Here is a 13,369-nt window from a genome sequence, read left to right on the forward strand (position 1 = left end):
ACTAAAGCGACAAAATAGACTCCCAATCTTGCTTTTCTAAGTTGTGCTCGGCTTACCTCAATAGTCATAAAAACGTCTCATTCAGTCCGTGTTTTATCATATTGTTTATGGAACAATACTTACTCGCTATTTATTTTTCGCCCACAAATTCTGATGCTTTTTAAAACCGAAGAAGTCATAGGGTTCCCAGAAACTCGGTACTAAATCGTCAAGTGCGTCCGGAGTAAAGTTGCTCGACAATTGACTCATAATTTCACTTAGTCTGTCTTTCCCTACGCGCATGAGTTTCTTGCGGTTAGCTGGGAAATAAAGGTTTCTTCCTTTGGGAATGATTTCTTGCGTACCGCTGGTAATGTACTTCTGATTTCTTGTTACCACTTTACATAAAGGCTCAGCTGGATTTGCAGGGTTAAGGCCAATCACTATTGCACATTCGTACTGGTCCTTTTCATGACCTTTCTCATTCATCGGTATGTAGGTAATGCCGAACCCTTGTGGGAAATACCCCACAAGCTCAACAAAATCCTGAGCTAACTGCTTATTTAAGCCGCCTTTTTTCGCTAATTGTTCAATGAGCATGTAGCCTTTAGGCAAGCTCATACGTGAGTAGTCAGACTTAGTTGAAAGCACAATTGAAACATAAATTTGAGGGATCTTTACAATTTCTCCCAGCCCCGTTTTCGATACAAATGCATCTTTTACCAGCTGCTGCAAAAATTCATTGGCTTCTTTGTGAGTTTGAACAAAGCGATCTCTTTCTTCTTTGTTGTTTCCTACATACTTAGGTAGGCCTAACCCCTCAGACAAGTACTTTAAAGTGAAGTGATAGTTTAGCTTCAGAAGATCCTTTCGCTGCGACTCTTCCAGCAAACGAAATTCGTCTAGATCGCCATTTTCCCCTTTCAAGATGGTAAGTGCGGCAGGGCTTTGCAGGCCAATATCTTGAAGTAACGCTGCGGTAATTAGCGGTCGTCCAAGCTCAGTTTTCCATTTATCGCGCCAATAGCGGTTCCCACGAAACCGGGATGCAGCTTCGCGATACTTCGAGAGATATTTGTGAGCAATCGTGTCGTGCTCTAACAGTCTATCGACTAAGCGCAGTGTAAGCACCGCTTTGTAGAGCGGTTTGAAGCGCATGTGCACACGTGCAAAGTTGCCCTCTGGTCCTCGTGTGAGCAGCATAAGTGTACCAAGTAACTTAGCGCTGAGCTGTTGTGTTTCTTGCCAGTTATCGCCCTCACAAAGCTCAATAATTTTGGTGCTTACAGCGTCAAGCCGCTCTATCCTTGCCAGACGCTCTTCTTCAAGCTTTTCAGTGCTGTTTGTTATTTGCTTGGTCAGTTGCTCTGCAAGCACCTCTTTGTTTTTATTTCCCTCAATTTTCTTAAGCTGAGCTTTTAAGTCTTCAATGTGCTGCTCAAGAGAGGGGGTAAGCGAAAAATAGTGACTCGCATCCTCGAACACCGAACCGTAGCCCGTTTCTTGAGGATAAATCATATTGATTAGTTGTTTTACTTGCTGCGTGTAAATGCTGTCGGGGTTTTGGCTTTGTGCGCTCACCGTTTTCCTTTCAAAAGATGCTGCGAATTGCCATTACTTTGCTATTGGCAATTCAAGACAGGTCAAGCGACGCACACGCTATCTTACTTCGTGCCCAAGCTCTACTGCCTCACGTTTTTTCAATTGGCCTAAATGATACCGTAAATTTTCGCTAATTTTGGTATTTCTTTTAATAACATGAAGTTGCGGCCATGATGCCCGTTCGCCACTGACGATCAACTGATTGATGCTTTCGCGCGTCGGATTAGACAACACCTGCGATAAATTTCTAATTTGGCGCTTGGGTAAAATATTGATGTTACCTACGTATTGCTGATCAATGATAGAACGAACTTTATGAATAGCCAATTTGGCACTTTTATTACCGGTTAACCTTTCAATGATATCAATGGCGAAAATACTGTTAGTTTTCGCTAGTTGGCCAAGATGGCGCGCAGACATGTCCCACAGCGAGTTGGGGTCAATGCGGTTTGCGGAAATGAATGGCACTGCCAACGGGTTTGTTTGGCTCACGATACTGTGATTTACGCCATATAGCCTCGCTAAGCGCTCGAAGGGAAGGTCGGCCATTAATGAGCCATCGGCAAAACGACGGTTAGGAATATAAGGCACAATCTCGCCCGAAGGCGTTTTCGCTCTTAACTGTACAGGGCTAAAAATGATGGGAACTGCACAGGATGCACGTACCGCTTGAGTAATAATTGCATTCGGTGAGGTTTTAGCATTTAACAAGCGCGAATGTTGATGGAGGTCGGCAGGGGATACCGTCACAGTAATGTGTCGACCTGTTTTCTTAAAGGCTTCCTCAAAAGTGGTAAGGTCGAAAAGTTCAATCAGCGCATTTTCGAGCACGGAACTATCAAATAGCCCTTTCTTTCCAAGACCGGCAAAGCTTCGCCAGTGTTTAAAAGTCTCGTAAATAAAGTCGGCGCTGAGTGCTTCTAATAATTGGTCGTGAGTTCGTGTACCCAACATGGCTGCGATGATAGAACCAGCGCTAGAGCCAGACACTACGGTAGGTAACAAATTCTTTTCGTTTAATGACTTAACCACGCCAGCATGGAAAAAGCCTAAGCCTGCGCCACCTGAAAGCATAAGGCAGCTGCGCCCGAAGGCGTGTGCAGTCTCTTCAAAAAATGACAGTTTCTCGTAAAAGTCTACGTCTTGTTCATCGGCGTGATAAATTTGCTCTAGCGCCAATATCACTTCGTCAATAAACTGTTCAATAAGATATTTAGTGCCTATTTTACACTGGGTAAGTAATACGGGGTTGGCAATATTGCCTAAATTGCCGTGTAGCCCCTCGTGCAGAATCGACATAAGCGCATGTAAATCGCCTTTGCCTCTGGCAAGCTGTAGGCGCTGAACCCGTTTGCGAATTAGTTTGTAGTCGTAATCATCGCTAGCGTCTTCGGCTTTCCATTCCTCTGCACCAGACAATGCATCGTGCGCTAAGCACGCGGCCTCATATTCATCATAATTGCCTGCATGCTCGATTTCATGTTCAAGCTTTTTTAACCGCAAGTCGAATACTGCCATGACGAGTACCTATTTTTGATTGATGAGGGCTGTACCTTCTACTCATTGGAAAAAGTACACTGACCCAAAAAACACCAGCAAAACGATAGTTTTCACTTAGAACGCAGCTCTCAAAAATTACAGGTCTTTAAATGTCCATATAACGAAGACTCAAAGCAAGGGTTTGAGAACAGCGGTTCATACACTATTTTGAGTGTATGGCGTAAATTTAGAATTCACTACCTAATCGTTTGTTGTTGAGAAAACTGATGCACATTAGGTGAATCACACAAGGTCAAACGTTCTAACTTTTAGACTTTCATTTAGCTGTTTTCAATCAACAATTAGCAGTAATTTCACTTTTTACATTGACCATTTCATAAGCACTCAGTAGCCTGAGAGAGAAAATAACAAATTGGACCACATGTTCGTAGTATGGAATGGAACTTTGAAACGCTAAGTCTGCTATCAATTCCTTTAATTAGCGCTATTGTTGGATGGCTAACCAACTATCTGGCGGTAAAAATGATGTTTTACCCCATTGAGTTTGTTGGTATTAAGCCTTTCTTAGGGTGGCAGGGACTCATTCCTGCGAAGCGCCGCCAAATGGCCGAGATTGAGGTTGAGCTAGTGCTAGGCAAACTGCTTAGTGTTGAAGAGTTAGCACAGCGTTTAGACGCAGACGAGCTCACTAAAGCAATTGAGCGGCGTTTAAGTCAAGTTATTCGCAAAGTCGTTAACGATGTAATGGCAGAATCTGCGCCTCAACTTTGGGCTGCGTTGCCTGTACAGGGCAAAAATTTAGTCTATCAACGCATCGAAAACGACATTCCTAATGTGGTTCATAAAATGGTGGACGACTTTCAGCACAATGTCTCAGAAATTTTAGATATTAAAGAGCTGGTGGTAGAGCAGCTGGTGAATGCGCCCGAGCTCGTTAATGAAATTTTCTTAACGGCAGGCAGCAAAGAGTTTCCGTTTATTGTGCGTTCCGGCTTCTATTTTGGCTTTTTGTTTGGTTTGCCCACCATGCTACTTTGGTATTTCTACCAAGCATGGTGGATTCTACCGTTAGGTGGACTGCTTGTGGGTTATGCCACTAATTGGATTGCTATCAAAATCATATTCGAACCCAAACGCCCAAGAAAACTGGGGCCTATTACTATTCAAGGTATGTTTTTAAAGCGCCAAAAAGAAGTGTCCGAAGTCTATTCAAACATTATTGAAGAAAAGCTTATAACGCCTAAAAACATCACCCATGTAATCTTGCATGGTTCAGGCTCAGCCCAGCTTTTAGAACTCATTGAGCTTCATGTCAACGACGCTATTGAACGCTATGTTGCTATAGCGCAACCGTATTTTGCGTTGGGTGTGGGGTCAGAAAATTACCATAAAATGAAGGCACTAGCGGTGCGTCAGATATTTGATAATTCTGATAAGTATCTGCTTTATGCGTTTGATTACGCTAATAATGCTATGCAGATTGGGCACGATTTAAGTGAGCGCATGCAGGCGTTAAGTGTTGAAGAATTTGAAGGCGTTTTGCGCCCAGCTTATCAACAGGATGAGTGGAAGCTCATCGTAACCGGCGCTATTCTAGGTATGGTAGCTGGTATTGCTCAACTCTATCTGGTGTTTATGTAGCGTGTTTCACGAATAAAAAAATTAACGCACTGGGTTGGCAAAGGATTGAACTAAATTATGAAAACCGCGCAGAAAATACTACTCACCGCGCTAACCTTATTTAATGAGCACGGCGAAAACACCGTTACCAGTGTTGATATCGCCATTGAGCTGGATATTAGTCCGGGGAATCTCTACTACCACTTTAAAGGCAAGGACAGCCTGGTTAACGCGTTGATGAAAATGCATGAACAGCAGATGCAGAAGATACTAAGCCGAGAAAAGCTTGATACACTTCATCCTGAAGAAATTATGTATTACCTCTACTTGCTTATAGACAGTATTCATGTGTTTCGCTTTTTCTACCGTAGCCCGGCTGACTTAGCAGAAAAATATCCTAGTATCGTGCGTCCTAGACAGCACATATTGTCTAGCTTAAATAAGCAATTAGCGTTTCTTTTTGAGTCACTATCGAAACGCGACATTCTTATTGCCTCAAGGGCAGACAGGGCACTTATGGTGGATTTAATGTCCTTAATCATCACACAGTCTTGTCAATTTGATGAATTAAACAGCCATATGGATAGTACGCTGCAGCGCTATCATGCCTTGTCGCTAATGATGGTAAGCGTATTGCCAAGATTGGCGCTATCCGATGAACAAAAACAGCAGTTAGAACAGATGCTCGACTCTCATGACTTTATGAGAGATGCCTCAACCCCGTCACCCCTCGACTTCGCGTAAAGGAATAGTAATGGCAAAAACGCTCAGTTTCTTAGATAAGTCATTTTGGATAACCGAATCAGACGAGAATCCAAAACACGTAGCTTGCTTGCAGCTACTTGCCATACCTAAAGGGGCAAAAGGTACCGAATATGTCCCGCAATTATTCCAAGAAATAAGAAGCTTTGCCCGTGCTACTTCTCCCTTCAACTGTGCGGTAAAAACGGTATTGGGGTACCCGGTGAGGTTTGCGCCGGTAAAAAAGCTCAACATGGATTATCACGTTCAAATTCATCGTGTGGCTGATGTTACAAACCGCGAAGCACTCGATGCGTTTGTAGCAAGATTACATGCTTCGCGGTTAGATCCCGACAAGCCCCTTTGGCAATACCATTTCATCTTTGATGACAACAGCGAGACGTTTGCTATTTATGCGCGGGTTCATCATATGTATGGCGATGGGGCAACCTTAGTGCGCTGGTTCCAAGCGGGATATGTATCAAACTCACATGAGACTAAGTTCACACCAGTATGGGCAGTAAAACGACTGCGCCATAAGCGCAGAGAGCCTGTGAGCTTTTATAAGCGCTTAGTGGGAGTGGGTTACGCGCTTAAAACCGCGCTCGATTTGCTAATTATCTTTATTCGTATATTCATGAAAGTGCTGCGAGTGAACCCACACTATATGCCTATTCCTTTCACTGGTACGAAAACAGTGCTGACTGGACAAGTGAAAGCGGGAAGGGCTGTGGCTACCATGGACTTAGACTTTAAGCGTGTGAAAGCCCTGGCAAGGCGAACGCGCTCTACGGCAAACGAGGTGTTGCTATGTGCCTTCGATATTGGCGTACATAAACTGCTGCAAGACCACGGGCAAGTATTTAAAAAAGCCTTGTTCACCAATATGCCAATCAATTTGCGTAAACCCGGCGAGAAAACCACGGGCAATAAGATAGCTATTGTGCCGGTGCAGCTTGCTCACGGCGAAACCGATCCTTATTTACGTTTGCGCCAAATTGTAGTGAATCACCGCATTGTAAAACATGCAGCGCAGCACGCGCGGCCCGCAGCATTTAGCGGCTATACTATTGTTATTCAATCGCTTGCACTGGTCTTTGAGTGGTTAAGGCTATCTAGCGTAGTCAAACCCATTGCCAACATCTTAATCTCCAATGTACCTGGGCCAAAAGACACGCGGTATCTAAAAGATGCAGAGCTTCTGGCTTGTTACCCCATTTCTACCATGACGCCTGGTGGCGGGGTAAATATTACGCTTATGACATATGCAGGCACGGCAAATGTGGGATTAGTGTGCTGCAATAAGAATATTGAATCGCTACAGCCGTTAGCGCGCTACGTCAAAGAGGCGTTCGATATGCTAGAAGCAAGTGTGGACGATCCCAGGTTAAACATCGACGATATTGGTGAACAGGTGGATACCGTCCCTGTTTCTATTGTGTCAGATCACTAGCGTGCATTGCTTCAAACAGTAAGCGTTGTCATTCAATGAGGTAAAAGCGCAGTACGTCGTCTTCTACACGCACGTTTTGGCCAGCTTTTGAGAACAGAACCTCGCGCCAATGGTCGTTACGCATGGTATGGCTTAAGTCTTCCTGCTTAATTTGCTTTTTAATGGCGTTGTTAATGAGAGGGATGTGGTAGTCCAACACTGCTTGTTTCGAGCCAGATAAATAGACCTTTAGATAGTCTGCAGCCATATCGGATGTGCCGGCGCTAAACAGTGATAACGCTGATTTTAAAGAGCCACCAAGCAAAGAATTAACGCTTTTGGGGAAGAGTCGCGACATCAGAAATTGCGTGTCTTTAATCAACGCGTAATCATCGTTAACTAAGGTGACGCTGTCAGTGGCGACGCCTGTCAAATAGAGTGTACTCATATTTTTGTCGTAATAGGGTGAAGCTGACACGGTAAATACAACATGAGCGCGATAAATAGTCGTGGTGGCAACCACAATATTAAGCGCAGCGAGGCACTGCAGACCAATACGGTTGCTTTCACTATCTAGCGTGATGTTTCCTTCAAGCACGGTAACCGTGCCAGTTCCCATGGGGATATCGAAAGTGAATGAGTAAGGAAAGCTGCCTTTTACGAGGTCATGAAGCTCTGATTTCGTGAAGTCGTCGTGCGTCAGCTTGCCCCATTTCACAAGCCATTGTGCAAGGTAGACTTTACATTTGTCTTTAAACGATAGGTTTTTGGTCAACGTTCATTCTTAGCCTAAATCTACTAGGCGGTGGCTTGTTGTTAGTTTTTTCAGAGTAGGGGCTACTTCGATATAGCACTTAAGTTATCAGGATTATTAGATTTTTTAAATCTTACAATTTAAGTCTTTTCTTGGCGAAGTGTTGTTTGGTAATCTGGTCGTACCACAACGTTTTTTTAACATTTAATAGTCTTGCCCTCAAGGAGTTGGCGAAATGAGCGAAGTACTGAGCAAATACGATTACATTATTGTAGGCGGCGGTTCTGCGGGCGCGGTGCTTGCCACTCGTTTATCAGAAAACCCCGCGTTAGATGTTTTGCTATTAGAGGCTGGCTCAAAGGACACTAATCCGCTTATTCATATCCCATTTGGGTTGTCTTTACTCAGTAGGTTTGAGGGGATTGGCTGGGGTTATCACACAGCACCCCAAAAAGAGATGTATGACAGAGAACTGTTCTGGCCCCGCGGTAAAACCTTGGGCGGCAGCAGTTCGGTTAATGCGATGTGTTATATTCGCGGGCAAAAAGAAGACTACGACCGCTGGGCTAATGAAGAAGGAGCTGAAGGTTGGTCGTTTGATGATGTACTGCCTTATTTCAAACGCTCTGAGAACTTTGAAGAAGGTGCTGATGAATACCACGGCACAGGCGGCCCACTCAATGTTAGCAAGCTTAGGCATACCAGCGTGCTGTCAGACGCATTTGTGAACTCAGCGTCGATTGCAGGCTATCAACAGCTCGACGACTTTAACCGAGACGACAGGGAAGGGTTAGGGTATTACCATGTTACGCAGGCCAACGGGCAGCGCTGTTCAACGGCGAAGGGATATTTAACGCAGGCCAAGCATCGCAACAATTTAACTGTACTTACAAGAGTCGCAGCCGAAAAAGTGCTGTTAAAAGAGGGGCGTGCAATTGGCGTTCAGGTACGTGAAAAAGGCGTAGTAAATCGCTATTTTGCTAAAAGCGAAGTTATCCTGTGTGGCGGCGCGATTAATTCACCACAACTTCTCATGCTTTCAGGTATAGGCCCCAGAGCAGAGCTAGAAGAAAAGGGGATTTTTGTTCAGCAAGATTTGCCTGGTGTGGGTCAAAACTTACAAGACCATCTTGATGCAATTGTACAATATACTTGTAAAGCGAGAGAGGGCTATGCCGTGGCGTTAGGGGCCTTGCCTTCCTACGTAAAAGCCACCGCAGACTATGCGTTTAGGCGCAAAGGTATTTTCTCGTCCAACATTGCCGAAGCAGGTGGCTTTGTTAGCTCAAGCTTAGCGACACAAGGTCCAGACATCCAGTTTCACTTTCTACCGGCAATTTTAAACGACCATGGAAGACAGTTAGCTTTTGGTTACGGTTATGGCCTTCACGTATGCTGTCTATACCCCAAAAGCCGCGGCACTATTTCGCTTCAAAGCAACCATCCTGCTGATCAAGCCCTTATTGACCCCAATTATTTGACTGCAGAGGAAGATCAGCAAGTCATGATTGAAGGTGTGCGCATTGCCCGTAAGCTGCTATCTGCACCAGACTTCGACAAGTTCCAAGGCAGTGAACTATATCCTGGGGTAGAAGCACAAACAGATGAAGAAATTTTAGAGTTTTTACGTGAGCGTGCTGAAACCATCTATCACCCAATTGGTACCTGTAAAATGGGCAGTAATGACGATGAGATGGCAGTGGTTGATACCCAATTGCGGGTAAGAGGTATAGCAGGTCTTAGAGTGGTAGATGCTTCTGTGATGCCCAGCCTAATTGGCGGCAATACCAATGCGCCCACCGTCATGATTGCTGAACGTGCTGCTGAGTTTATTAAAGCGACGCACGAAGGCCAGCCAGTATCTATGGCTAAAGCGGAATCGGCGTAACTAAAAAAGTGCTACGAGCGAGTCTTCGTCTCGCTCTGGCAATTCATCCGTTATAAGCATCCATTTGCTTTTGCATAAACAAATCTGCTGCACAATCACACATTTCCTCGATATGACTGCTGTCAGCGTAGATACCATCAATGAGCAATCGTGCAATCCCGTGTAACGTGCCCCAGGTAACCTGTGCGAGTCTCAGCGCATCCTGATTATTTGGGAGAAGCCCTTTATCTTGCCAATAGCGCGTCATCGTCACCTGAAACTGAAAGCAGGGAAATGCAACCTCTTTCAGATCGTTGGTCGCCGCTTGGTTTTGCCAAATAGTGCGACCAAACATCAATTCGTACATCTCTGGGTTGTCGGCAGCGTAGCCAATGTATTCGTGCACAAATTCGCGGAAACGTGCCTGCGGTGTTTTGTCTTCTTGTTCGAAGATTCGTTTAGCTGCGGTATGCCAATCGCTAAAGCCTTTGGCTGCAATAGCGCTTAAAAGCGCACTCTTGTCTTTAAAATGGTGATAGGGCGCAGTACGTGACACTCCGGCATCTTCTGCCAGCTTTCTGAGAGATAAACTATCAACGCCGTATTCAGACAGACGCGCCGTTGCCGCCTCTATCAGTGCGCTGCGCAAGTCGCCGTGATGGTAGCTTTGTACTGCATTAGCCATAAACCCGATGTTTCCATTTTCAAAATTGAGACGAATAGATAACGTTTTATCTTGACACTGTCAACATAGCCTTTTATCTTGACGCTGTCTAGTTTGCAAATTTGTTAACAGGAACAGCCCAAGGAGACAGCGCAAACCATGAAGTACTCTACATTAGAAGTAAAACAAGAGGGTCATATTGCCCACGTAGTACTAAACCGCCCCGACGCAATGAACAGCATGATCCCAGAGTTCTGGACCGAATTGCCAGCGGCTATTCGTGAAATAGACGATGAAGGCAACGCCCGTGTCATTGTTATTTCATCAACGGGTAAGCATTTCTCTGCCGGTATGGACTTATCGGTGTTCCTGAACATGAAAGAAGACTTTAAGGGCGACCCGTCGCGCAGAGCAGAGCGTATGCGCCGTATGGTGATGTTGCTTCAAGATACCTTTACCGCCATAGAGCAGGCACGTATGCCGGTTATTGGTGCCGTGCAGGGCGGGGCAATTGGTGGTGCAGTAGATTTGCTTAGTGCATGCGACATGCGCTATTGCACCCAAGACGCCTTTTTCACCATAAAAGAAACCCAGTTAGGTATGACGGCGGACGTAGGCACACTTCAGCGACTTCCAAAACTCATTCCCATTGGCATAGTTAAAGAACTGGCTTATACAGGTCGCAATTTTGGTGCAGCAGAAGCGCAGCAGCTTGGCTTTGTAAATCAGGTATTTGACGACCAAGAATCATTGCTAGACGCAGTGATGAAAATAGCGCAGCAGATTGCAATGAATTCGCCGTTAGCAGTTTCAGGCACTAAGACTATGATTAACTACGCGGCAGAACACACGGTGGCAGAGAGCTTGACCTATATGGCCACATGGCAAGCGGGCATGTTCCAAATGGAAGATGTGTTTAAAGCCATGGAAGCACAGGAAACCAAAACGCTGCCAGAATATCCGCCATTGCACCCAGCCATTAAGAAAATGAATTCGTAAGTGAATGTAATTCGTTGAATTACATAGCGCCTTCAGAGAAAGAGCGCATTAGATAAGAATATTTAAACAGGCTTTTTAACGGCTTTTACGAAGCCAAAACGACTTTCAGGAATGTATCATGAATCAGACCGTTACCGATCATCCCATTTACCCTCATTTATTTCGTCCTTTAGACTTAGGCTTTACTACCCTTAAAAACCGCGTGCTAATGGGCTCTATGCATACAGGCTTAGAAGAATTACCCGACGGCCATAAACGTATGGCGGCATTTTATGGTGAACGTGCCAGAGGTGGCGTAGGGCTTATCGTTACTGGTGGTATCGGGCCAAATGAAGAAGGCGCAACTCACCCATCAACATTTCGATTAGATACAGACGAAGCGGTTAAAAACCATAAAGAAGTGACTGACGCGGTACACATAGCAGGCGGTAAAATCTGTATGCAAATTCTGCATACGGGCCGCTATGCGTATAGCCCAAAGCTAGTGGCACCTTCTGCGGTACAAGCACCAATTAACCCGTTTAAGCCAAAAGCACTTGAAGCTGACGAGATTGAAAAGCAAATTAAAGATTTCATCACTGCCGCAACCCAAGCACAGCGCGCGGGTTACGATGGCGTTGAAATCATGGGGTCTGAAGGTTATTTCCTCAATCAGTTTATTGCGAGACGCACAAATCACCGCGATGATGAGTGGGGCGGTGAATACGAAAATCGTATCCGCTTGCCTATTGAAGTGGTACGCCGCGTGCGCGAGGCGGTAGGTAAGAACTTCATCATTATTTATCGCTTATCGATGCTAGACCTTGTTGAAGGTGGCTCTACTTATGAAGAAGTCGTGCAGCTTGGTAAAGAGATTGAAAAAGCCGGTGCCACTATCATTAACACCGGTATTGGCTGGCACGAAGCGCGTATTCCAACCATTGCCACTAAAGTACCGCGAGCGGCATTTACGTGGGTTACCGCAAAATTCAGAGAGGCGCTTTCAATTCCAGTGATCACATCGAACCGTATCAACACGCCTGAAGTGGCTGAAGAAGTGCTGTCTCGCGGCGATGCTGATATGGTGTCTATGGCACGTCCATTCTTGGCAGACCCTGATTTTGTGCGCAAAGCCCAGCAAAATAAGGCCGACGAAATTAATACCTGTATTGGCTGCAACCAAGCATGCCTTGACCATGTTTTCAACGGCAAAATGACCAGCTGTTTGGTAAACCCTCGTGCCTGTCACGAGCTTGAAATTAACGTAAAACCAGCAGAAACCAAAAAGCGTGTTGCAGTGGTAGGTGCGGGCCCAGCTGGATTAGCAGCGGCAGTGACTTCTGCCAAGCGCGGTCACTACGTGGTGATTTATGATGCATCTAGTGAAATTGGTGGTCAATTTAATATCGCCAAACAAATTCCAGGCAAAGAGGAGTTCTACGAAACGCTGCGTTATTTCAAGCGCCAAATTGAGCTTCATAAAAATATTACCCTTAAACTCAATACTTATGTTGATGCGGCTGCGCTAAACGACGAAGGTTTCGATGAAGTGATGATTGCGACGGGCATTAAGCCGCGCACGCCTGCGATTGAAGGCATTGAGCACGAGAAAGTGCTGACCTATATCGAAGTATTGAAAGAAAAGAAACCCGTTGGCAATAAAGTGGCCATTATCGGCGCTGGTGGTATTGGTTTTGATACCGCTGAGTACTTGTCTCATGGCAAAGAAACGCCAAGCCAAGATATTCCAGCGTTTATGAAAGAGTGGGGCATTGATATGACCTTCTCTGCTCGCGCAGGCATTGAAGGCGTTAAGCCGCAGCCTGAGCCATCGCCAAGAGAGATTTTCCTATTGCAGCGCAAGACAACCAAAGTTGGCGCAGGTTTAGGTAAAACAACGGGATGGGCACACAGAGTAGGCCTGCTTGCCAAAGGCGTGACCATGATCCCAGGTGTAAGCTACGATAAAATTGATGACGAAGGGCTACATATTACGGTTGATGGTAACAGCCAAGTATTGCCGGTAGACAACATTATCATCTGTGCAGGCCAAGAGCCGATGCGTGATATCGTTGAAGGTTTAAACATGCCTTATCACTTAATTGGTGGTGCTGATGAAGCGTTAGAGCTAGACGCAAAACGCGCCATCGACCAAGGTACGCGCGTGTGCGCTGCGGTTTAACGAGCTAGTAAACCCAACCTTGTTAGCATTATAAGCGCCTCATGAAGAGG

10 protein-coding genes are annotated in these 13,369 nt (G+C 45.4%); 6 read left to right on the top strand and 4 right to left on the bottom strand.

From position 1 onward, the window contains the following. Window positions 1-126: 126 nt before the first annotated feature. Both ACFI6J_RS10115 and ACFI6J_RS10120 read right to left on the bottom strand, forming a co-directional pair. The gene (locus ACFI6J_RS10115) at window positions 127-1,560 is read right to left on the bottom strand and encodes a hypothetical protein (RefSeq protein ID WP_049587740.1); all 1,434 of its coding nucleotides are present in this window, start codon (window positions 1,558-1,560) and stop codon (window positions 127-129) included. Between the two features lie 78 nt (window positions 1,561-1,638). Continuing rightward, the gene (locus ACFI6J_RS10120) at window positions 1,639-3,099 is read right to left on the bottom strand and encodes a DUF3336 domain-containing protein (RefSeq protein ID WP_075177517.1); all 1,461 of its coding nucleotides are present in this window, start codon (window positions 3,097-3,099) and stop codon (window positions 1,639-1,641) included. Window positions 3,100-3,513: 414 nt separating this feature from the next. Here ACFI6J_RS10120 and ACFI6J_RS10125 point away from each other — a divergent pair, with 414 nt between their 5' ends. From ACFI6J_RS10125 to ACFI6J_RS10135, 3 genes are read left to right on the top strand one after another with little or no spacing between them, the layout of a single operon-like run. Further along, window positions 3,514-4,722, top strand: a complete 1,209-nt coding sequence (locus ACFI6J_RS10125; RefSeq protein ID WP_014976916.1) for a DUF445 domain-containing protein — start codon at window positions 3,514-3,516, stop codon at window positions 4,720-4,722. A gap of 57 nt (window positions 4,723-4,779) precedes the next feature. After that, window positions 4,780-5,445: a TetR/AcrR family transcriptional regulator gene (locus ACFI6J_RS10130; protein WP_110288606.1), complete on the top strand. Its 666-nt coding sequence runs from the start codon at window positions 4,780-4,782 to the stop codon at window positions 5,443-5,445. 10 nt (window positions 5,446-5,455) lie between these two features. Further along, window positions 5,456-6,895, top strand: a complete 1,440-nt coding sequence (locus ACFI6J_RS10135; protein WP_039225237.1) for a wax ester/triacylglycerol synthase domain-containing protein — start codon at window positions 5,456-5,458, stop codon at window positions 6,893-6,895. A gap of 28 nt (window positions 6,896-6,923) precedes the next feature. Here ACFI6J_RS10135 and ACFI6J_RS10140 read toward each other — a convergent pair whose 3' ends face one another. After that, window positions 6,924-7,649 carry a DUF1439 domain-containing protein gene (locus tag ACFI6J_RS10140; RefSeq protein ID WP_014949987.1) on the bottom strand — a complete coding sequence of 242 codons (726 nt, stop codon included), beginning with the start codon at window positions 7,647-7,649 and terminating at the stop codon, window positions 6,924-6,926. Between the two features lie 214 nt (window positions 7,650-7,863). On the opposite strand from ACFI6J_RS10140, the gene ACFI6J_RS10145 reads away from it, so the two are divergent. Further along, entirely contained in the window at window positions 7,864-9,516 is a 1,653-nt protein-coding gene (locus ACFI6J_RS10145) for a GMC family oxidoreductase (protein ID WP_075177513.1), read from the top strand. A 43-nt stretch (window positions 9,517-9,559) separates the two neighbouring features. On the opposite strand, the gene ACFI6J_RS10150 is transcribed toward ACFI6J_RS10145, so the two are convergent. Continuing rightward, entirely contained in the window at window positions 9,560-10,180 is a 621-nt protein-coding gene (locus tag ACFI6J_RS10150; protein WP_014949985.1) for a TetR/AcrR family transcriptional regulator, read from the bottom strand. A gap of 138 nt (window positions 10,181-10,318) precedes the next feature. On the opposite strand from ACFI6J_RS10150, the gene ACFI6J_RS10155 reads away from it, so the two are divergent. Together ACFI6J_RS10155 and ACFI6J_RS10160 are read left to right on the top strand one after the other, a co-directional pair. Then, window positions 10,319-11,158, top strand: a complete 840-nt coding sequence (locus ACFI6J_RS10155; protein WP_282761993.1) for a crotonase/enoyl-CoA hydratase family protein — start codon at window positions 10,319-10,321, stop codon at window positions 11,156-11,158. A 118-nt stretch (window positions 11,159-11,276) separates the two neighbouring features. After that, window positions 11,277-13,319 (top strand): NADPH-dependent 2,4-dienoyl-CoA reductase, encoded by a 2,043-nt coding sequence (locus ACFI6J_RS10160; RefSeq protein ID WP_282761991.1) that lies wholly within the window; start codon window positions 11,277-11,279, stop codon window positions 13,317-13,319. Window positions 13,320-13,369: the final 50 nt, after the last annotated feature.

Source organism: Alteromonas sp. G4i13, assembly GCF_054960505.1.

Excerpts from the sequence above, each read along its gene's own strand:
- ACFI6J_RS10130 (WP_110288606.1), top strand. The coding sequence starts at position 4,780 with ATGAAAACCGCGCAGAAAATACTACTCACCGCGCTAACCTTATTTAAT.
- ACFI6J_RS10120 (WP_075177517.1), bottom strand. The coding sequence starts at position 3,099 with ATGGCAGTATTCGACTTGCGGTTAAAAAAGCTTGAACATGAAATCGAG.
- ACFI6J_RS10160 (WP_282761991.1), top strand. The coding sequence starts at position 11,277 with ATGAATCAGACCGTTACCGATCATCCCATTTACCCTCATTTATTTCGT.
- ACFI6J_RS10155 (WP_282761993.1), top strand. The coding sequence starts at position 10,319 with ATGAAGTACTCTACATTAGAAGTAAAACAAGAGGGTCATATTGCCCAC.
- ACFI6J_RS10125 (WP_014976916.1), top strand. The coding sequence starts at position 3,514 with ATGGAATGGAACTTTGAAACGCTAAGTCTGCTATCAATTCCTTTAATT.
- ACFI6J_RS10145 (WP_075177513.1), top strand. The coding sequence starts at position 7,864 with ATGAGCGAAGTACTGAGCAAATACGATTACATTATTGTAGGCGGCGGT.
- ACFI6J_RS10135 (WP_039225237.1), top strand. The coding sequence starts at position 5,456 with ATGGCAAAAACGCTCAGTTTCTTAGATAAGTCATTTTGGATAACCGAA.
- ACFI6J_RS10150 (WP_014949985.1), bottom strand. The coding sequence starts at position 10,180 with ATGGCTAATGCAGTACAAAGCTACCATCACGGCGACTTGCGCAGCGCA.